Consider the following 21,160-nt stretch of genomic DNA (forward strand, 5'->3'; position numbering starts at 1 on the left):
GGCGAAAGGGGTATGGCCATGAAGTTGCTGTGACATATGCCATGAACTGCCCCACGCGTCACTTCTCGGCACCGACGCTCGGGTGTCGATCCTCCCTTACCTGAGTTCGCATCACCGCTACGAGGAGTACGCTTTTCAAAACGTGCAGCGATGAAGAGCGCTTGCGTAGACTTCACACGCTTGGCTGCGTCAAACCGCTTTCCCCACTTAGTGCCGCATGCTCAGCATGCGGGGAGCGCGCGGCGGACAGCCAGAATATCGGCCATTGTTACTAGCTCAGCGAAAGATGTAGCCTCCATTTTTCGCATCGCCTGGCCGCGGTAGATCTTCACCGTTGCCTCGGCGATCCCCATCGCGCTTGCTATCTGTTTGTTGAGCAGGCCCGCCGTTGCAAGCGACATCACCTCGCGCTCGCGGTGGGTGAGCGTGGCGAAACGCGCTCTGAGCAAATGGACTGTCGATTCGGACGCGCGACGTAAGCGATCTGACTCGAGAGCGCGATGCACCGAATCAAGCAGATCCTGGCTGCGAAAGGGCTTCGCAAGGAAATCAAATGCGCCACCTTTCATTGCCGCGACACCCATCGTGAAATCGGCATAAGCAGAAATGAAGATAATGGGGATCGGATCCCCCGCCCGCCGCAATTTCGCCTGAATTTCCAAACCGCTACATCCACGAAGCCGGACGTCAAGGACGAGGCAAGACGGTACAGGCGGCAGCGTCATCGCAAGCAGTTCTTCGCCCGATGATAAGAGCTCGTGCCGCAACCCAACCGACCGAAACAAACTCGCAAGCGCGAATCGCATCGCGGCGTCGTCATCGACCGCCAATACTAACCCCAGCCCCTCGCGGGCGCTTTGGGCAAGACTGATGGGGATAGCAGACGACATCAGTGACCGCTCGCTTTCCATTCGCATGTTTCTGACTGTGTCAGTAATGTATGTGTCGGCGACAGCGGCCGCCAGCTAATTGCGTGACCCGGCCTACACTATTTCTGATTGTTAAGGGATGTCCATATTTGAACCTTTATGGAAGGTCCAAGCGTCCAAGACTCGACGTAACATCCGGTTTCGTCGAGAACGCGCGCCAGCCGACCCGACGAAATCGTAGTGCAGTAAATTCATCCGCCTGCCGGCGGATTTTTTTTTGCGAAATAGCCCCACCTGAGAAAATGCAATTAATCGCCAACGTGCGACCAGACGCAAATTTTGCGTCAGAGACAATGTCGGTGCGGCGAAGCCTGCTTGCGGATAGCGATACTTTCGAGGTTTCGTTGTTGCCCCCGGCACGTATGTGCAGCCCCTGCTGCAGTAACTTGAAGGGCGCCTAACAACTGCGCGCGGCGAGGCATACGTCTCCGACAGCCACCGACGAAAGGCGCGAGCGGCATCGCCTATCCTTAGTGGAACGCTAGGAACAATCTGGCTCTTTCATATTCTCAAGACGTGCCCACGGGGCCACAAAGGGGCGCTTGTGTCTCGCCAGCTTCGCTTCATCACCCCGCCGTATCGTGGGTACCTGTTGCACATTTTTATTTTTCCCATGGCGTCTCCGGATTTGGTAGGAGGGTGGGGATATGAGGTCGGCGTCGCGGATAACGGCGGAGAATTACTGTGCGGTCCCTTTTACTCCTCGTCTGGGTATTGTGATCGAGAGGCAGCAGAGGAGGCCTCCACTCAACGCGGACGCCTTGCGATTGACATGCTGCTAGGTTAGCCTGGCCCCATGCGCCCGACTCACGTTCTTTCCCTCGCGCGACATATCTTTGGTTGCTGGGTGCAAGTGGATCGCGTCGCCCCTGACGAGACCGGCGCAGTCGCGAGGCACGTTGCCGGCAGCGTCGAGGGTGTCGGGGCTGAATGGGGTGCTCACGCAGCGGTTGAGCACGCTCAAGAACGAGAGCCGGCAACTGCGTGAACACGCGGGTACTGCGGAGAGCGCTGCGCGCGGCTGGCCGACAAGGAAACCAGTCTGTTGTCCGCGGTGAGGGCCGCGACGGAGGAACTCGCACACATGGGTAAGCGCCAGGTTGCGGCTGTTCGTCTCCGCGCGCTGCCTCGCGAGGGTTGAGTTGCTTCCGGGCCTGATTCACTAGTACCGGTACGGGGTCAGTTCTCAGTGCAAAGCAACGATCTGATCTAGCGACGCGCGCCAGCGCATCGCCCATTGACATCATGAGAACGATCTATAGGTCGGATTGTTGTGCCTCACACTTGAGCAACAATTCCTGGCCCGGAAGGGCGCTGCCACTTGTCTGTCGGGCCTGGTACCTCCATCGACCCGGCGTTAGTCCGGTGAAGTTGCGGAACACTGTCGTGAAATGCGCCTGGGAGTGAAAGCCGGTCTCCGGCGCGACTTCGGCTAACGAAGACGATCCTTCCGCCAGCAGTTGCTTCGCGATGCCCAGGCGGCATTCCGTAAGATACCGGTGGAGCGTCATGCCGGTAGCGAGAAGGAACTGGGCTGCGAAATGCATGCGGCTCAGCCCGGCCTCGTCTGCCATGGCTTGGAGCGAGAGGGTCGTTCTCGAGTTCGCCTGGATGAATGCGATTACCTTGTGCAGTCGCCATGATTGCAGCCCGGCGCGCTGGGCCGGCGAGCGCTCGCGTTGGCGTTGTGCGCGAACGAGATATGCAATGACGCTCTGACAGGCGCTCTCCACAAAAAGCGGCGGGACTGGTCCATCAGCACTAGCTGCAGTTGTGAGTGCCCCCACAAATCGGCCCAGTAACGGATCGGATCGGAAAGCTGGGTCCTGCAGAGATACTTCTTCAGCCGCAGCCAATTGGCATCGCCTGATAGCCTCGGACATCGTTGCGGCAGGCACGAACAGATGAACGGATTTCATTGGTCGCTCGAAACGACAGCGGATCTGCTCGCCCGGCGCAGTAATCTGGGCAGCACCAAACTGTCCAGCCCGCGTACACAGAGCAATACCATTTTTGGTGCAATCCACCAGAGTCTTCGAGAGAAAGATCTCGATGGTATAGAAGTGCTCGAGTGATGGCGACACACATGTCCGCTGCTCGCCGCGCCCGTCACTCCATTTTCCCCAAGTGCATCCGGCGGCTGGTCCTTTGCAAACCAGGAATGGAGTGACGCGCCACGCTGGCTCGAAGTCGATGCCGGCCTCAGTGATTCACTCTCGTGGAGCGGATACACGGTCGGCGGAAAGCCGCTTAAATTTGGCGGGTTCTCGAGAGAGGTCGGGTCTCGTTTCATAGCTCTCTCGCATGCCTCAACGCGCGTCCCGTATGTTCAAGTCAAGCGACCCTGGATTGGCAATGTCAGAGATCTACAAGGTTGTTGAGTTGCATCCGAACCTGACCCACTGGGGCCTGTGGGTCAGGTCTCGGTGCAAATCAACAACCATACCGAACGACAAATCGCGCTAGCGCCGTGTGAGCGACTCCCAGCCTAGCCAACGCATCCTGGCCTTTGCCTGAGGGAAACGCAGCGACTTTCGTCTATGCATAGGCCTGTCTCGCGTTGAGCACCCAGGAGCAAGCGTGTCATGGCGTGCAGCGCACCCTCAGGATTGATGAGTGCTTTGTGGAGTCGTCAGCTTCCATAGATCGTGCATGGCAACGTCATCGACCTCTACAAGGTAACCACCCCGGACATGCTTTTGTACTGAACTGAGAAAACCAAGCGCGCACAGATTGTTTAGGACTGACTCTAGGTCAGACGAATCACCGCCGAGATACTCGGCCGGATCAATGCGAATTTCCATAGTCGCTGTCTCCCGCTAAGTTCGAAGCTTAACTCTCAACGACACGTCCACGCGATGGGGCAAAGTCCCAAGAGGACCGAGCCACGACTTTCCCCTCGGGTGCTGCTATGCCCAACTGTAAGCGCCACACCCTTTCCTCGCCGGGTGCCAGAGAAGGGTGTGGCACGCCGCAGCTTTTCGGCGAGCGGTGGATGGTCGCGCCCGATGCGCTCGGCGGCGAGTGTCAGGAAGCGTCACAGCACGGCGCGTAGCCGTGGTGTAGGGATCGGAGTGCTGTCCTCCAGATTGGCGAGAAGGGGGCACGCCGACTCCAGTGCGCGGGCGTCCACGGCAGTCCGCGTGCAAGCAGATATTGATCCGGCGCCGGGCTGGCCATGGACGGCAGCGCCGTCTTGCAACGGCGCTCGCCTTTGCCGAACAGATGCAGCCAGCGCTCGCCGCGCGAGCCCACTTCGATGCCACCCAGCGTGACGCCGACCAGCTCCGGTGCGCGCAGGCCGGTTGCGTACCCAGAATCAAGCAAGAACCGGAGACGCGCCGCCGCATCGGGTTTTTACCCCTGCGACCATTCGAACCCTTCCGCGAGCGCGCGGAGGAGCGACCATTCTCTCTTTCGGTGAATACACGCGATGCGTCGAGATCCGTGGCACGCTGGGTGCCGCGCACCTTCCGGCCGGCAAACGGATTGGCCGGCACCTAGCACTGCGCAATTAGCCAGCGAAACATCGCGCTAATGACGCCGAGCGCGTAGGCGATGGACCGCGGCGCCAACGCACCAGTGAAGGGTCGCCATTCCGGCGAAGGGCGAGGGCGCGCCGGGCCGACCCAGCGCGACGTCGGCGCCAGCAGAAACGCCCGATAGGCCGTCGCGTCCTCGGAAGTGAGCGAAGAGAGTGGTTTGCCGCGCTCGAGAATCGCCCATAAGAGAAGACGCTCCGCCTCCTTGCGATACGCCCGCGCGGTAGCCGGCGCCTCATGCAGCGCGAGCCAGGCATTGACCGCGTCGTAATCATTGTTGGCGGAGAGCGAACACATGCGCCGGGGCGCCCGATAGTCGCCATGCGAACCGTCGATGTCTGCGGGCAGCACCAGATGCTCCCAAGGCGCGATGCGTATGGCATCAGCGGACATCACCGGCGCAGCGAGCACCAACGCGCGCGCCCGCTCGGTCAACTGCGACGGCAAGTTCGACGATGCAGTGACGAAGTGTTGGAACATATGGGCGAGCTTGCCTGGCGCCGGCCACGGCCAGCACTAGCACGACCTCGCCGCTCTGTCGCCCACAGCACATCCGCTGTACGCTGCGCGCGAATCCACATCAGGCGCTCTGGCGCGATGCCGCAGTTCGCCAGCGCATGCGTTTGTGGAGTGCGAGGGGGCATAACCAGCGCGATCGGACGTTTGGCGCTGGCCCGCAGAGCAGGGCGCAACAGACACAGTTCCCGAATGCCAGGTTGCTGGACCAGCATCTCGACCAGCGTTCCGATTGGCCAGCCGCCACCGGGCAGTTCCGATGACAGTGACTTGTCGCCGGCGGGCACTGTGCGCAGGAATCCACGCGCCAGCTGAGTGGGCCAAAGTGCGGGGTGGATGGCTTCTGGGGCGACGGTTAGCATGATGGTCTCCGTCCCGGGAAGTGCACTGTATATTCATACAGTATTTGCACTTTTTTGCGGAGAGAGACTTCCCGGGCACGCCTGACGTAGCCGACTGCCTTGCGCTCAATTTTCTGCAGCTTATGCCGATGACTCAAGTCTCTGCGTTTTCTTCGTCGGCACAATCACAGCAACGGGTCGAGCACTCTCAATGGTTCATCTCAAGCAAGTCCGCCGTGTGTCCGTACTTCCTATCAGGGAGAACTGGCACGCTACGCCGCTGTTCGAGAACGGCACGGCCGGCAAAAGTCAGCGCTTCACCGAGGCAAGTGCGGCATGGGATTGGGCCGTCACCATCTTCCCCGGAGTTCCGGTCTCGATTCAGACCATCAGGCGCCGCAGTGTGTATGCGGCGGGGCAGAAGTAGGCGGTCCGGAGCCGCTTCACCCGCAATGTCCAAGGGCCGAAATCGGCCAGAAGGAGACGCTCGACGCCAAGACATGAGTCATGGGATTTGAATGTCTCTACTCCAAATGGGCGCTAGGTACCCAAGCGCCAAGCCCGCAACCACGGCAATGGAATAACCGAGCGCACCTGCCTGAAGATGTACTGCGATAAGAACGCAGCCCACTACCGACAGAGAAATCTGCCAAAGTCGAGGGAACCGGAACAACTTTGGCTCAAGTTCCGGCGCGGCGATTGCGCCCACAAAAAGCCCAGCCGAGCCGAGAAAAAGTACGCTACGAAGGGAGTATCCGTGCGCCAGCCCCCCAAACACAATGAAGATAGCCGCGAACCCAAACGTGGACAGCGAAACGACTATCGCGAAGCGCATCCAGTCTGCCATATTAATTGAGGCTCCAATTTTTGATTGCCTTGCAAAGTGACAGAATATTAGACTATTTGCCGTATGAACCTGCTGTGGATCGATGATGGGATCAACGGTCGCACATGAAGCTGCACGCCGGCGTCGCGCTACGGCCACGAGCAGATGCATGCGCGACCATTCCACACGATATGGAGCGATGCCGCCCGCGAGAACGTCTGTTTTGGGGAATCACGAAGGGCCGCTTAGGGTCGGGAGCCGCCCGTCACTTTGCTGCGGCTGCGTGCTAGCGAGATCTGCTACTTGCGCCGGAAGACTTGCTCGAGCTGATCGCTACGCTGAATGTCATCCTCGTGAAGGTAGCGCGACGTGGTCGTGATGGATGAATGCCGCAGGTTGTCGCGAACCGATGTCAGTGAGGCACCCCCCATGAGCGCATGGGTGGCATGGGTATGCCGGAGCCAATGCGGTGTGGCGCGCCGCAGCTTGTCGGCGAGCGGCGGATGGTCGCGCGCGACATTGTCGGCGGCGAATTTCAGGAATCGCTGCAACACGGCACGCAGTCGCGGCGTCGTGATTGGAGTTCCATCCTCCAGATTGGCGAGAATCGGCGCACGTCGGTCCCATAGCGCAGGCGTTGTTGGCAGTCCGCGCATAAGCAGGTATTGCTCCAGCGCTTGGTTCGCCATCGTGGGGAGCGCCACCTTGCCGCGGCGCTCGCCCTTGCCGATCAGGTGCAGCCAGCGCTCGCCGCGCGGTCCCAACTCGATGCCGCCAAGCGTCACACCAACCAGCTCGGCCGCACGCAGTCCCGTCGCATACCCGAAATCCAGCAAGAACCGCAGCCTCATAGCCGCGTCCGACTTCCAACCCTGCGACCATTCCAGGCCATCCGCGAGCGCGCGTACGAGCGCCCATTCCCCTTTGGTGAAGACACGCGAGGCGTCAAGAGCCGCGGCGCGCTGCGCGCCGCGCACCTTCAGGCCGGCGAACGGATTGGCCAGCACGTAGCACTGCGCAATCAGCCAGCGAAACAATGCACCGATGACGCCGAGCGCGTAGGCGATGGATCGCGGCGCCAGCGCACCGGTGAACGGGCGCCATTCCGAAGAGGGGCGAGGGCGCGCCGGGCCGACCCACCGCGAAGTCGGCGCCCGCAGGAATGCCCGATAGGCCGTTGCATCCTCGGAGGTGAGCGAAGAGAGCGGCTTGCCGCGCTCGAGCATCGCCCATAAGAGTAGCCTCTCCGCCTCTTTGCGATACGCCCGCGCGGTAGCCGGCGCCTCGTGCAGCGCAAGCCAGGCATTGACGGCGTCGTAATCGTTATTGGCGGAAAGCGAACACATCAGCCGTGGTGCACGGAAGGTTCCGTGCGAGCCGTCGATCTCCTTCGGCAGCACGATATCGTCCCAAGGCACAATGCGCGCCGCCGCGGATGTCCTTGCCTGCGATGCCATGACGAGGGCGCGGGCTCGCTCAGTCAGTCGCGGATGCGCGGCAAAGAAGGCCTCGATGACCCGCGCGCTTCGCTCCCCCAACCCGTCAATCGCCACCCACCACCGCCTACGCCGCGGAATCCGAATGGTGAGATCCGCGAGGGTATTAAGCCCATGCGCCCGCAGCGCGGACGCTGCCCGGGCAGGCAACCACGTTTCGACGGCATCAGTGATCTGCGGCATCGCCGCGGGCAAATGCCGCAACGCCTCAATGGCGCGCGGCACCTCCGCGGAGCGACTGACGCGGCAATCAGCCGGGCAACCGAAGAGGGCGGCAAGCTCCTCCCGCTGCCCCGCGCGCGCGATATCCACCAGGTGCCGACGCAGCTCGCCGAGTACACCCCGCGCGGAGCGTCCCGGCGTCAGCGCGTCCGGCCAGAACCGCTCGATAGCCATGCGTGAAGGGGCGCCCTCATACCAGGCGCGCAACGCCGCCAATGCATCGGCCGAAGGAAACGCGGCAGCTGTCGCGACGGGGGATGGTCCGGGGAGGGCGGTAAGGGGGCGGCGAGGCATGGGTGTGGCGTAAGTTTGCAACCCTGAGTTTGCCACACAAAATGATTGGTATCGATAATGTTTGTTATCGGTATAGCGACGCGTTCCAAAAGAAACTCGTCTCGCGCGCGGCGGAAGTTGAATCGGGTTCAAGCGTTCGAATCCCCCTCTCTCCGCCAAGAATAAGTACGAATTCATCCGAAGCCGTCCAACTGGGCGGCTTTTTTGTTTTCTATCCCTTATGCAGCAACGGCTTGCTGGCGATATGCTGTCCTAAGTAGTGCGTAGTCGTCCGTCCCCAGCCGGTGAAATCCTGGGTACATAGGGGGGAAACTGGCCTCATCAACGACACGCGGGGTACCTCAAGCGAGCGCGAACGCGAGCTTTGTACTTCGAGGACGAGGGCGATGCCACGACTCACTGAGATCTAGCTCAAGAACGAACAGCCTGGAGAGAAGGCCCGCAAGATTTACGACGAGCGCGGGCTCTTCCTGCTCGTCAACCCGGACGGTTCGATGTACTGGCGCGTGCGCTACACGCTCGACGGGAAGGAGAAGCTGACGCAGGTCGGTGTCTATCGGAAGAAGGGCACAGAGCGGGTCACGATGCGCCTTTCCAAGGCGCGCGAGCGACGCGACGAGCTACGCGATCTGCTGAGCCGGGGTTTGGACCCCTCGGCCCGGGCGGCGCGAGGCGTACGTTGGCCGTTGTGGTTGAAGAGTGGATTGAGGCGTACCGCCTCGGCTGGTCCGTGCAGCACGCACACCAGAACTGGCAGTCGTTACGGGACCAACCACGTCCTCCCAATCATCGGAGCGAAGCCGATGCGAACGATTGGGACCGCCGGCATCCTCACCGTCCTCCAGAAAATGCTTGCAGAAGGGAAGGCAGAGACTGCGCGGCGAGTTCGTCAACGCTTGGCCGGCGTCTTCCAGTTCGCAGTCCTGCGCGAGTACATCGATCGTGACCCGGTGCCGCTCGTCGCCAAGGAGTTCACCGAACTCCGCGCTCAGGCTCTCAAGATCAACCCTACCGAGTCGTTCGCTTGTATAAGCCGCGAGGAACTGCCGGCGCTGTTGCGAGTCATGAGTGCGTATCCAGGCATCGTGGTCCGCATCGCGCTCAGGCTGACCATGCTTACGCTCGCCAGGACGAAGGAAATCCGCGGCGCAACGTGGGCGGAGTTTCACGATGTCGATGGCGATGCGCCGATCTGGCGTATCCCGGCTGCACGGATGAAGGCAAATCGCGCGCACGACGTGCCGCTAAGCCGCCAGGCCGTCGAAGTTTTGAAGGAGTTGCGAGGATACACCGGCGATAGCGAGTACCTGTTCCCACATGAGCGGAAGGGTGACAGGTCGATGAGCGAGAGCGCGATGCTCTACGCGCTCTGGTCGATGGGGTATCGCGGCCGTATGACTGGGCACGGCTTCCGTGCACTCGGATCGACCATCCTGAATGAGGCAGGCTATTGCACCCGTGGTGATTGAGCGCGCGTTGGCGCACGACGTCAGCGATAAGGTCGAGGCCGCCTACAACCGCGCCGAGTATCTGCGGTAGCGGCGCGAAATGCTGCAGTGGCGCGCGGACGTGGGAGAGCGCCTCAGCAAGCTGACATCCTGATCTTAGGGCGTTGCTACGCGACGTGACAGAGCGTACCGAGTAGCAGCGCCCTACCATAAAGCAAAAGCTCCTACAGGAGAGAATCGCGGTTCGCGGGATTGCTCGATGGGGATTGCTGTTTGTTGTACAGGCGGATCGCCGCTTCGCTCAGTTTGCCAAGAGCCTGCTTTGCGCCATTTGTTGAAAATCGAAAAACAGCAAACCTGCCGCTCTCCAATCCGACCGCGAGACCAAATGGCTTGCCCCCATTCGCAACTTGATCCAATAGCTCATAGTTAGCGATGGCATAGCGATACTGAGCGGGGGAGTTAGGCGCACTCGATACACTTTGATCACAGATAAGATCGGTCGTCGTCGCACCCAGAGCGGAGTTGATCAACGTAGGAGATCGCGCACCAGGCTCACATCGGGTGGCGGTCACTAGAAACCAGACGCAGTTACCGGATTTAATGATGCACACCTTCATGAGCGCGCTCTGACTGTCGTTCACAACTCCAGCGTAAAGGTTACCATCATCGGTAACTCCGGTCTGCCAATCTCCGAACGTCGCGCCGCTAGCATGCCCGGCGAGTGCGATTAATACTGCCGTCAGACAGTGACGGATGTTCATTTAATGCTCCCGTGACTCCACTCGGAGCCAGCACGCTTGTCATCTACCTTGCGCCGATCTGCTTGCGGAAGCGATTTAAGCGCTTAATGTACCCCTCGCATCCGCCCAAGTTCCCTTCGTATTGACCTCGCATGATGCGGTCGTTTTCATCGACCTCCATCGTTACCGAGCAGTTGTAATTCACTGGCACATAGGACGTACTGTAGGTGGTGGAAGAATAGTTGCCATATGCGCGCCCTACGTTGACGTTGCCGTAGGTTGTAGAGGGCGTTGTCACTGGGACGAACCCAGAGCTGGATCGACCCCATTGGATGTACCGGCGGCCGGAGATAGTTCTTTCGCCGCTTGGCATACCGAACACGTTGATGGCATCGTCGAGCGGTCTGCCCTGGAGCGCATTCATGCCCTTGTCGAATTGACCCCAAGTGGCGCAGCCGCCTAAAAGCAACGCACCCAAGCCCACACAAAGCGTTATTGTTCTCACTACCCATCCCCTGTAAGCCTTCTTCTACGGTGCGGTTCTCGGCGGCGGAGATGTCTCCGCGTACCGCATTTTACGGGGGTGAGTTGCTGTGGAATCCCCCTGCTTTGGTGGGGAGTGACAAGATCGTATCGCCTCAATCTGGTGGGAGCATGCCTGCAAAGTCAGATAACTAACCTAGCGACGAGCTGATCGATGCCGCCCTAAAGCGAGTCCTTTTTGCGATGGAGAGTGGGTCGCGCGCCGGGCGCGAGGGTATTCTCGTGGATCAGTTCGTTTCTCTCCTTGCAACGAAGGCGATTCGCAAAGCCGAGCGGGACGCCTGTGAAATACTAGGGACGCGGTGCGAGCGCTTCGGAGATCTGTTCTGTGATATCCAAGCTATCGCTGAGTTTCTGCATCGATCGCCGAGAGGGCTGTTCAAGGTTCCGGGGTTTCCTTAGCCAGTGTGCCGCTGCACAGATCCAGCCGAATCGAGCGCCGTCCGATCAAGCATGCGGAGTTGGTGGCGCGCGTCGGATGTCATTGCGTGGGCTTATAGCTATCAGGAAGGCGTTAACCCAAGCCTGCGCGCGGAGGTTGAAGCTGAATTGCGGCAGGAGTGGTCCAGATGGACTATGCAGACTGCGGCAAGCGCAGTGGGCGCGAGGCGAGCGCTGCTGCGCGATTGCGGGAAGGCGGGTCGCAGCGGGGCAAGGGCGCCCGACATCCCCCATGCGCCGGCCGGCTGGATAGCCACAGGGCGATTGAGAATCACCGTTCGGTCTGGGCCCCGGGGCGACTTTCGAATCAGGGATGAGGGAACCACAGTCGTCGAGGAACTCGTCGCAAAGCTTGTCTCATACATTGTTGACGCAATATCCGGCGCGCCCGAGCGTGAACGACAAGCTGCGGAGGCACGATCTGCGTACGAAGCGCAGCGCGAAGGCGACGCGCCTGGTGCGCCAGTGCGCGGTCGCTGAGTCGTCAGAATCGAATCGAACCCGGCGCGGCACGGCGCTATACCGCGCGCTCCCTGTAGTGCATTGGGCGTCGTGCTCGGCGGCGAGCGCGGCGCTTTCTTTTTGAATGGCATCCAACCAATGCTTCCTTGGCCCGCCCTTCAGAATCTCCTGTCCACTGCTGAAAGGCGCAGGCCTACGAACGCCTCGCCGTCAAGGTGCTGATCAGAGGAATAAATCGCGGCGATTGCAACGGGTGCAGCAGCGAAGGCTTAAGCAGGAGATCAAATGCAGCCATCTATCGGCTGTGTATGAACATGCAACACGCTCGGCAGAGGGATTGACCAAGCTGCATGTGGGTTTTCACAATGCGGCCATATCGACGGACAGGATTGAAAATGACACCCGAACAGGCACAAGCCATCCTCCACGAATACCGACTCCGTATGAGAGAGGCTGCCGTGGCATGGAGGCGGGTCCATGCCGACGAACACAGCGCTTGGACTTTTGAGACCGTCAAACATCTGGCCTTCGTGAACGCCGCCGGATTGGCAGGTGCTGCAGCGCTATATGCAGCCCCCGATCTTGGTAAGAAGATCGTGGGCCCGTGCAGTGTGCCCATTGCCCTGCTGTTTGCGATTGGCCTCGTGATGGCGGTAATCGACATGTACCTCAACTCGCTCGGTGCTCTCGCCAGACTCAAAGAGCTAGACAGTCGGCTAAAGATTTGGGACATCCAGCCTCTTCCTGGTCAGATTGAGGCGGCTGAGCTGCTGAAAGATATCGAGCGTGGCAGCATTTTCTTTCGGTTCGCCGGATATGCCGGCTGGTGCTCAGCATTCCTTTTTCTGGCTGGCGTATATCCGCTTGCCTTCCTTCGCTTCTAGTCAGCTCTACGGGGATGGCCAGGCCTCCACCGTCTTCCGATGCTTGGCGGCGCACTCTCCAAGCGCCCTCAATATGTCCCCCATTACCCGTTCCTGCCAGATGTCATAGTCGCGCTCGGCCGGCGGGTCCGATGGTCACCGGCACGGCGCGGCAAGCGCGTTATCGAGCGCCGGCGGCTTGCTTTGCTGCCTCGTAGGCGTCGGTGAGCTTGCGCACCCGCAGGTCATCAGGGCGGCAATCAGGAGGCAGTGGCTTCTTCGCATTTCGGAATTCCTTCACGGCGGCGTCCACCTCGGCGCCGAGGGTGGTCTGCGCGACGCTGAACTCGTCAGCCTTCGCGCGGATCGTCGCGCCAGCATGCTGCAGATCCTCGAGCGACCACTGCGCCGACGTAGGCTCGAACATCAGCGGCGCGGCGCTAGGCCATCGCCTCGCGATAAAGCTGCCGCCGCCGAGCAGCCGCAGCGACCTCCGCCTGCCTCGCGTTTCGGCCGCGCGCTGCTGCTGTGCTTGCCGCTCGGCTTCGCGAGCACCTTGGTGTGCCGCAAAACACCCGAGACCGATAAGCCACGCCGGAGGCCTCCTGAGCTAGCTCTCGCACGGAGCTGGATTTTGGTCCATCGCGAATCTGCGAATTGATCCCACGCCTTACCGCTTAGTAAGCAACTCTGTGACGGAATTTGGACTCATTCCTCCGACGAAATAGGCGCCGGTCGGTCCGCTTAGGCCCAAATCCCCAGTGGGCCCCGTTGCGCCCGCCGCACCCGGAGACCCATTTCGACCATCATCCCTGCAATAAGGTCTTGCGTCGGTACCGCGTCTGCCGCCTGGCCCCCCGTAGCCAGGGTCACCGCCATTGCCGGGGGGGGGGGACCTGCGGCTCCCCCCGCAATCTCCACCTTAAGTAGGCGCGAAGCGGCCGCCATGTTGTCCTCGCTGGTAAAGAGAGTAAAGGTACCGCCGCGGCCGCCTGATCCACTTGGCCCCCCCTTTGCCGCCATTGCCGCCGGCCCCTCCGGGCCCACCGTCTCCGGCGCCTCTAGTGCAGTTCACAGCGTTCTGACTGGCGGGTGTGCCGTATCCGCCGCCGCCGCCTCTGCCGCCGGCTTGCCCTTTGCCTCCTGGTCCTCCATCTTGTCCTTTTGGTCAACCAGGAGGGGACCTTTAATGGAAAGGGCGGTAAGCGTCAAGGAGGGAGCATCACGCCCGGGCTGACCGGGATTCCCGAGTTTTCCGTCTTCTCCGCGCCCCTCTGCTACGGATTCTTCCGCTCCGTGGTCCGGCCCGGCACCGGCGCTTCCTGAGTCAGGCGGCGAAGGTGCTGCGCCGCGACTGATTCGGCACTACAGCCTTTCCGCGCGATAAGCCTGCCAGTAGGCGTGAGACTGCACGGCCGTGCCGGGAGAGTTTGCGAAACGATGAAGAGGCGCACCTGGCCGATGTTCCCGACCGTGACGATTACGTGGCGATGCTCAGGGCCCGGCGCCGATGGTGGCGGCAAGATCGCCATGCCTTGCGCGACGATGTCCCCGGGCACCTGAGCCAATATGCCGTTGTCGGTATCGGGTTCGCGCTGCGGTTGCCCCGACGACGCCTAGCAGCCTTGCGCCAGTTTGCTGTTGCCCATGATGCACACCACGTTACTGTATGGGCGCACAAGTATATCCGTGTCCAATAAGTGCCTGCGTGCGACCCGGAAAGCCAGACCCTACCGATGCCTTTTGCGTGCGCAGTTTCCTGGACGGGAAAGAAGCAAACCATTGCGCCACAAGGCTATTCGGGCCGCGCATGGCCCTGCATGCACTACACTTGTCGGTTGCAAGCTATAAAATTACGCTGCGGCAGTTCAGATCCTGACGGCAACTATCTCTAGGTGGCGCGACATCTCGCGCAAGACTTCGATGCCTCGGTCCGTCAACGTGTCCCCCCTCATATCGACTAATCCCGCAGCCTTCAGACCAGTGACAACTCCGCCGTTGACCTGGTCGGATCCTCTGGCGCGCGTCCAAATCCCTGGGGCAGGTTCCGAGTCTATGTCGATTCCCCGATTCGCATAGAGTACGTACGACATCATATAGACCGAGCCAATGCTGACTCCGATAGCACGGGCGAGGTGACGAAGTTCGTCTTCGAGAGTGCGACCTGAGCGGACGGACCAATCGTAGTGCTGGCGTCCGAATTCCTCTCCGTTGCATCGGGCGTCTACAACCGAGAGATCTAGCAAATCTAGAAGTCCCTCGCCGAAGGCGACAGTGTCGCTTTTTACGGTAATGTCTAGCGTCCCCCTCGCGCCACCGCTCGCAAACTGAGCATTCATATCCAACGCGCCGTCGTGTAGGAGGCCGTTACGATAGTATTTGTACAGGAGCCACGCCACATCCCGTTGCTCTCCCTTCCAGGCAACGCTGACGCCGCTCTCACCGACCGTTCCACGATTCCGTCGCAAAAAAAGTATGTCGTTCAGTCGCCCGCCAATGAAAAGGCGGAAGGCTTCGCCGTCCCCCATTGTCTTCGTAGGTTCGGCGACGGAGGGGCTTTTGAGAGGAAAGCGTCGTCGTGACGACGCCGCAACGGCGATCATATACATCGCAAGAGATGCAACCGGTCTACCCGCTGCCCTAAGAAATCTTGCATCATCGACACGATCTGCAATGGTCATGAGTTTCTTGTCCTGCCTAAGACTGTTTGCGGTGAGACAACTGAGATTGGATTGCGAGTCCCATCGAGAGGTCTTGCAGCGGCCGATGCGGAGATTTGTCCCGCGATTGGGGCGGCCTGCTCATGTCAGTGTACTCAACAAAAAAAGGGGCGCCGCGAGACGGCCGGCGCCAAAGACTTCAGGGACGAAGCGAGGCGAGTATCGCGCGAGGGGACGTGGGATTCAATTCGAATCTGACGACGCAGAGTCCCGGGCGCCGAGCACCAGATCATCCCAATTAAAGTCTTTGGCCAAGATAACTGCTTGTATCGCATCTGCGCACAAGGCAATGCCGAGATCAAGCATGTCTATCACCTTCTTGAAGTCGCTAGGCTTCTTGGGGTTCGCCACGACGCCTGTATGTACTGCATTCGATCGAAACTGATAAATACTCTTTAGTTGGGAAACTATCTCTCGACGCTCTTCCAGCGTGCGGCCAAGAAGCCATGCGCCACGCATCCGGAGTTGAAAGCCTAGCTGGGCCGGATCGGTCTTTCCTGAAAGGAACAGGGCTTCTAGGGCGATGCCTAAGTCGATTGCTCGATTCACAGGGCTCCGGTGGCGAATCGCCTCGTTTAAACGGTGTAGTGGAACATCTAATTCTGCTCTTCTCTCTTGTGGCAGCGTGAAGTAGGCTTCAAAAGTGGGCCGCTTTGCAAGTAGGTCGTCGCGTGTGACAACGGTTGTTGAGCTCACGCGAGTCTCCTCGATAGCAGAAGACCATGCGTGGCCGATGTGCCCCTTCAACAGGCTCTCGTCGACAAGCTCTGTGTAAGCTCGCCAGACAATAGGTGAAGAAGGTCCAACGATAGTGAGTAGAGTTGCAACTCGTTGAAGGAAAGTCAGTTCCTCTACTTCTTCGGGCGAGAGAGGCTTGACGTTATCGGCTGAAGGCGAGAACCTCGGTCTTGGCGAGGCGAAGCGATACAAGGCGGCCTTGGGGATTCGAGGTGCCTCTCGCAGATTGGCCGGTGCCCGCATGTTAAACATGAACGCATCCTCGTCAGACTGGGCAGTTGCCACAAGCTCTCCCAGATTTGATTCGGGAACATCCGCGGGCGGCGCGATAAATACGCCGGGTAGTAGTTCGGTAGTTTCCGTGACCTCTATACCTCCCAGCAGACAGACTTCGATGCAGTCACTCGCGCATGGCGATAGAAATGCGTAGAGATCATCTATAGCTTGACTTGGTCCCTTCGTGAGTGCGCGCGCAATGATGGCCTGACCATACTGATGGGTGTCTATCATATGGTGCGACATTCCTCGATTGAACAGCATCGATCTTGTCTGCGCGATCTCCGGAATCTCGGCAAGTGCGTTCAGAACGGTTTCGGGGCAATGGTGGTAGGACGGGAAACCGGGAAACATGGCGACAGCAGGCTCAGTGCTTTCGGCTATAGCGGCTTCCAGCAACCGCAGCAGCTTTTCTCGATATAGGTCCTTGGTCGTCATTGCTAAGTCCGCCGTGGGTGGGAGTAAATTGCGTTCAGCTGGTACCAATCTGCTTTCGAAAGCGGTTGAGCGCTTGGATTTACAACTCGCATCCTCCATTCTCCTCGTACTGAGTCACCTGGATTCGCTCATCGTTACCGATCTGCAGCGTGATCGAGCAACTATATTCCACGGGGACATATTCCGTGCTGTAGGTCGCCGCGGTGTTGAGTTGCACCCGATCCTGACCCACTAGGGCCTGTAATTTGCATCGAATGTTGACCCACGTATAGAACACTGTCCTGCTCGGCAACGCGCAGGAGTTCGGAGTGATCGACGTGGCCATACTGAGCATCATTCGACGCTGGCACCTGCGCGACCGGATCCCGCTTCGCGAGATCGCCAGGCGCTTGGGTATCTCCCGCAACATCGAGCGGCGCTATCTGCATGCCGATGTCACGGTACGCGCCTATCCACCTCGGCACAGTCCGAGCAAGCACGACGGCCATGCCCCAAGCTCGCTGCGTTGACCTGCCCCCGGTCTTAGTACGGCATGCGATTAGAGTCCGGGGTTAAAAACGCTGCCTTCCCCTGAGCTTGACCTGCTCCCCGTGTTTAGTACCGTGACGATGTAGAGTCCGTTCCCAGGAGGAGCGGTCATGAAGAAGCGATTCACCGAAGAACAGATTATCGGCGTGCTGAAGGAAGCCGAAGCGGGCCTGAGGCCCGCGGAGCTTTGCCGCAAACACGGCATCTCGGAGGCCACCTACTCAACGGTCGGTTCCGCGACGAATGCCTGAACGAACACTGGTTTGTTTCGATGCGTCATGCCAAGACGCTGATTGAAGATTGGCGCAATGAGTACAACACCGAGCGGCCTCATAGCTCGCTCGGCCACCTAACCTCTGCGCAATTCGCTCAGGGGAAGGCAGCGTTTTTTACCCCGGACTCTAGTTGCGTTTCGTACTAAACCCCGGGGCAGGTCATATCTTGCCCAACGGCTTGTGATGCGCCCGGCGGACTTGCCGGCTTTAGAGGCTACTACCGACCCTTGACGATAGTTTAAAGTTGTTCCCTGATTGGCCGAGTTAGGTCAAAAGTGACATTATCTATATTGTTTTCGAGCTATATCTGAGCTGAAGGCGCTGGCCGCTATACCGGAGATGACTGGGTCAGCCCGAATCAGAATCAGAATACCGTCGGCCTCAGTTCCAAGATTATCGAAAAGCGCATATTTGTTGGCATATTCGATAAATGGCTCGCCCCGCTGAGTCATGCAGTTGTAAACAAGAAAAACGAGCTCTATCCAAGAAAGTTGAGCTCTAATGATTGCGATGTACTGCCACTTTTCTTCTCGACTAATTATCTTCGGGTCAGATTCGTCGACCCATTTGATTAGTCGGAACAGGGTACGAAACATTCCATCGAGCTGATATCGATGTCTGTCAAATACCGTCTCGTACCCATCCCGTGCCATATTTATTGCTGTTTCCCGTTGATCTTTTGACCAGTTGGAGAAAAATAGTGGGTCTTGCGGGGTGGAAAGACTACTCCTATGTCGGCGTTGAAAAGTCGGCAACTTTTTCCCTGACTTTGAATCCTTCAGGATAACTCGCGCTGCGGTAAAGGAGCCGACGTGCATGCGTTTGAGTGCATGTCGGCCGATATATATTTTTTCCGGGGCCTCGGCATTTTCATTGCTGATGGTTAGCTGAATACTATCCAAGAGCTTATGGTATGAATTCAGCCAAGAGAAAAAACTGTTTTCGAATCCCTGTTTTGCTAAGGCTTTGTTCGAGATTCGCAGCTCGCGTAGTGATGCCTGCAACTCGCGCCGTTGAAGCTTAACTGTGACAAGCACTAAGTAAACGGTTGCTAAGCCAACTACCGGGTTGATTGTGCCACCGATAAAATCACCAAACTGCCCCCATGCTTCACCTTTCTCAGAAAATGGGAGACTAATAAAATTTAAGGCGTACGCGGCTACGACACTAATGGCGATGTATATGACGATTCGAAAGACTTCCGCCGCGGATTTGAGATCGTTCGATCCATCCTCATCGTCCATCTCCGACAAAGTTGGAGCTCCGAATTCTCGGTCATTTTTCATGTCGAGTATTTATGATTGAGTCGAGGCGAGAATATTGACCGATGGTGAAGGCTCATACCCCGCTGAAGAGGGGGTGTACGGCTGATGCAAAGATTCTATTTCGGCGAGTGGTTGAATTAACCCACTATGCCAAAAAAAGCACGCGGCATATCATTCAACGGCTTGAGCGTCCGGACACCGCGTCACTATGGTCATGAGTTCTGCTACTGCTAGTCTTGCACCGCCTTCGCATACTACTGTTCCGACGAGAATGTGTCAGAACCCCCATTTCTACCAACGCCAGTCCACTTTGGGTCGGACTAGCTGCGGCTGATTGTTAACGTCTTTCGGCCGCTGGGGAAGGTGAAGCGTAACGGCTGTTCATGGCCGACGTGAGCCGGCCGAGCTAAGGATCGCTAATGGAGAAGCGATTCAAGGGGGGGGGGTGACATGGAGAGTGTAGTCCGAAGGTTGAAATAACATTCCAAACTTCGCACCGCATTTAACATAAATTGCGTACTTTAGCCCGACGGGCACCGCAAACGGTCGGGGTTGGAGGTGGGTAGCCACACGATGCCGCCGGGAGTGAACTTGAGGGCTCTCTCAACTGTTGCGCTTTTACCGCGGGGGTATTGGTCCCCCCTTCGTGGGCTTGCCTCTATCGGGAGTCGCCTAGATACTGCGCAGCACCGCGCTGCGGAAAACCAAGCGCGCAAACCATTCGATTTGTACGTCGTTTCCCTTGATACCGCGATGGACTTTGATTGGAAGCAACGGACGAATCAGTATGTCCAAGCCAGGCGCCAGCATCCTGCCTGGCTGCTGCTCGCTGCGCGCAGCGCGCCTTTGGTGCTTAGCTGTCTTCAGACTCTTTTCGAAAAAGATCATGACGGCATTGCTATTGAAGAGGCAGAACTCGCGCTGGCCGCGATGCTTGAGGAGCATGCCAACGCAGAGGAGTTCGGAGTAGACCCCGAAGGGGACTTCGCGGGCCAAGCGCGGAAGGAATTGCGCGGCTGGATCCGACGCTCTCTCGTGATTGAGCGTGAAGGGCGAGTTTACGCTACCGACGCCCTCGAGGAGGCACTCCGGTTTGTTGCGGCTCTCGGCGGTCGGCTTATGACATCGACGGCTTCCCGACTATCGATCGTGCAACGAGAGATTGAGAACCTCGAGTCGAGTCTTAACCCTGACCCCCGCACCAGAGAGAGATACCTTCAGCGCAAGATCCGGGACCTCGAGAGCGAGTTGCAAGACGTTCGTGCAGGCAATCTCAAGGTACTTAACCAGTCGGAGGCTGTTGAGGCGATCCGCGAAATTTATAGCCTCGCCACAAGCCTGCGTTCCGACTTCAGGCGGGTGGAGGACTCGTACCGAGAGGCGGACATGGCGCTGCGCCAATCCATTGTCAGCGAGCGCAGCCATCGTGGAGAGATTGTCGATAAGCTCCTCGATGGTCATGACGAGTTGCTGGAGACCGCCGAGGGAAAGGTCTTTCGTGGCTTTCAGCAACAACTCGGCCGTACGGTAGAGTTGGATTTCATGAAGCATCGTCTGCGATTGATTGTGAAACATCCAGCTACACGGTCTGCTCTGAATGCTCAACAGGAGAATGAACTCAGATGGCTCATCATTCGTCTGGTTGATGAATCTGCTGCTGTCATCCGTGCGCGGGCGCGCAGTGAGCGCGACGTCAAGGGTTTTCTCAGAACGGGCCTAGCCGCTGAACACCATCGCGTGGGAGATTTGCTTGGCGAAGTATTCCAGCAGGCTTTGCTAGTCGACTGGAAGAGCGCGGCGGTACGGGGTGCAGATAGTCCTTTACCACCTGTTGGGTTGTCGCTAGGCGGATTGCCTGTGGTTGAACGCTTGCGCTTCAAAGTGTTTAGCGACGATGAGGGTGAGGCGCTCGAACTGAATGCCCAGCGTATGGACATAGCAGCGATTGACGACGAATTCTGGGATGCATTTGACGGACTTGACCGGCAAGCGCTCTGGGACAGCACGGTCGCATTGCTTTCCCAGCGCGGCGAGCGCTTGGCGATAAGTGAGTTGGCCTCATCCCTGCCGCCGACACATGACCTTGAAACCATCGCACTCTGGCTAAGCATGGCCCGCCACGCCGATGCTCCGGTGGGGGTGAAGCGCGAGAGCGTCGATGTCGAAGGGCATGATGGTCTGCTGCTTCGATTTGACGTGCCCATGATTGAACTCGGCATTGAGCATCTCCGCGACCTAGACATGGAGCTGTAGC

Annotated in this window: 13 protein-coding genes and 5 pseudogenes; 8 read left to right on the forward strand and 10 right to left on the reverse strand. The window is 58.9% G+C overall.

The genetic code is table 11. The features are described 5' to 3' along the window. Nucleotides 1-221: 221 nt before the first annotated feature. The 3 genes and pseudogenes from FOB72_RS17170 to FOB72_RS32580 all read right to left on the reverse strand — a co-directional run. Complete coding sequence (locus FOB72_RS17170) at nt 222-890, reverse strand: response regulator transcription factor (protein ID WP_150373965.1); 669 nt, start codon at nt 888-890, stop codon at nt 222-224. A 1,295-nt stretch (nt 891-2,185) separates the two neighbouring features. Beyond that, nucleotides 2,186-3,013: a helix-turn-helix domain-containing protein gene (locus FOB72_RS17175; RefSeq protein WP_150373966.1), complete on the reverse strand. Its 828-nt coding sequence runs from the start codon at nt 3,011-3,013 to the stop codon at nt 2,186-2,188. An 875-nt stretch (nt 3,014-3,888) separates the two neighbouring features. Then, a pseudogene (locus FOB72_RS32580) lies at nt 3,889-4,909 on the reverse strand (integrase); the annotation flags it as partial. Nucleotides 4,910-5,539: 630 nt separating this feature from the next. On the opposite strand from FOB72_RS32580, the gene FOB72_RS17185 reads away from it, so the two are divergent. Next, nucleotides 5,540-5,755 carry a hypothetical protein gene (locus tag FOB72_RS17185; RefSeq protein WP_150373968.1) on the forward strand — a complete coding sequence of 72 codons (216 nt, stop codon included), beginning with the start codon at nt 5,540-5,542 and terminating at the stop codon, nt 5,753-5,755. Nucleotides 5,756-6,453: 698 nt separating this feature from the next. On the opposite strand, the gene FOB72_RS17190 is transcribed toward FOB72_RS17185, so the two are convergent. After that, a complete protein-coding gene (locus FOB72_RS17190) occupies nt 6,454-8,166 on the reverse strand; it encodes a phage integrase family protein (RefSeq protein WP_150373969.1) in 1,713 nt (570 codons plus the stop codon). A gap of 431 nt (nt 8,167-8,597) precedes the next feature. Here FOB72_RS17190 and FOB72_RS32965 point away from each other — a divergent pair. After that, a pseudogene (locus FOB72_RS32965) lies at nt 8,598-8,816 on the forward strand (Arm DNA-binding domain-containing protein); the annotation flags it as partial. A 54-nt stretch (nt 8,817-8,870) separates the two neighbouring features. Next, a complete protein-coding gene (locus FOB72_RS17195) occupies nt 8,871-9,635 on the forward strand; it encodes a tyrosine-type recombinase/integrase (RefSeq protein WP_411859843.1) in 765 nt (254 codons plus the stop codon). 203 nt (nt 9,636-9,838) lie between these two features. On the opposite strand, the gene FOB72_RS17200 is transcribed toward FOB72_RS17195, so the two are convergent. Further along, nucleotides 9,839-10,378, reverse strand: a complete 540-nt coding sequence (locus FOB72_RS17200; RefSeq protein ID WP_150373971.1) for a hypothetical protein — start codon at nt 10,376-10,378, stop codon at nt 9,839-9,841. Nucleotides 10,379-10,421: 43 nt separating this feature from the next. Then, a complete protein-coding gene (locus FOB72_RS17205) occupies nt 10,422-10,781 on the reverse strand; it encodes a hypothetical protein (RefSeq protein WP_150373972.1) in 360 nt (119 codons plus the stop codon). Between the two features lie 1,417 nt (nt 10,782-12,198). On the opposite strand from FOB72_RS17205, the gene FOB72_RS17210 reads away from it, so the two are divergent. Next, nucleotides 12,199-12,687, forward strand: coding sequence for a hypothetical protein (locus FOB72_RS17210; protein WP_150373973.1), 489 nt, complete (start codon nt 12,199-12,201; stop codon nt 12,685-12,687). A gap of 160 nt (nt 12,688-12,847) precedes the next feature. On the opposite strand, the gene FOB72_RS17215 is transcribed toward FOB72_RS17210, so the two are convergent. The 3 genes from FOB72_RS17215 to FOB72_RS17230 form a co-directional block, all read right to left on the reverse strand. Continuing rightward, a complete protein-coding gene (locus FOB72_RS17215; RefSeq protein WP_150373974.1) occupies nt 12,848-13,093 on the reverse strand; it encodes a hypothetical protein in 246 nt (81 codons plus the stop codon). 1,441 nt (nt 13,094-14,534) lie between these two features. Beyond that, a complete protein-coding gene (locus tag FOB72_RS17225) occupies nt 14,535-15,347 on the reverse strand; it encodes a hypothetical protein (protein WP_150373975.1) in 813 nt (270 codons plus the stop codon). Nucleotides 15,348-15,569: 222 nt separating this feature from the next. Then, on the reverse strand, nt 15,570-16,838 hold the full coding sequence (locus FOB72_RS17230) for a HEPN domain-containing protein (protein ID WP_150373976.1): 1,269 nt from the start codon (nt 16,836-16,838) through the stop codon (nt 15,570-15,572). A 308-nt stretch (nt 16,839-17,146) separates the two neighbouring features. On the opposite strand from FOB72_RS17230, the pseudogene FOB72_RS32970 reads away from it, so the two are divergent. The 3 pseudogenes from FOB72_RS32970 to FOB72_RS32215 form a co-directional block, all read left to right on the forward strand. Then, nucleotides 17,147-17,329 (forward strand): annotated as a pseudogene (locus FOB72_RS32970) (IS21 family transposase); the annotation flags it as partial. Between the two features lie 147 nt (nt 17,330-17,476). Then, nucleotides 17,477-17,587 (forward strand): annotated as a pseudogene (locus FOB72_RS17240) (transposase); the annotation flags it as partial. A gap of 2 nt (nt 17,588-17,589) precedes the next feature. Beyond that, a pseudogene (locus FOB72_RS32215) lies at nt 17,590-17,787 on the forward strand (integrase core domain-containing protein); the annotation flags it as partial. Between the two features lie 135 nt (nt 17,788-17,922). Here FOB72_RS32215 and FOB72_RS17245 read toward each other — a convergent pair. Continuing rightward, complete coding sequence (locus FOB72_RS17245) at nt 17,923-18,927, reverse strand: putative phage abortive infection protein (RefSeq protein WP_150373977.1); 1,005 nt, start codon at nt 18,925-18,927, stop codon at nt 17,923-17,925. A 732-nt stretch (nt 18,928-19,659) separates the two neighbouring features. On the opposite strand from FOB72_RS17245, the gene FOB72_RS17250 reads away from it, so the two are divergent. Continuing rightward, nucleotides 19,660-21,159: a DUF3375 domain-containing protein gene (locus tag FOB72_RS17250; protein WP_150373978.1), complete on the forward strand. Its 1,500-nt coding sequence runs from the start codon at nt 19,660-19,662 to the stop codon at nt 21,157-21,159. Nucleotide 21,160 lies beyond the last annotated feature (1 nt).

Source organism: Cupriavidus pauculus (assembly GCF_008693385.1).
Lineage (GTDB): Bacteria > Pseudomonadota > Gammaproteobacteria > Burkholderiales > Burkholderiaceae > Cupriavidus > Cupriavidus pauculus_D.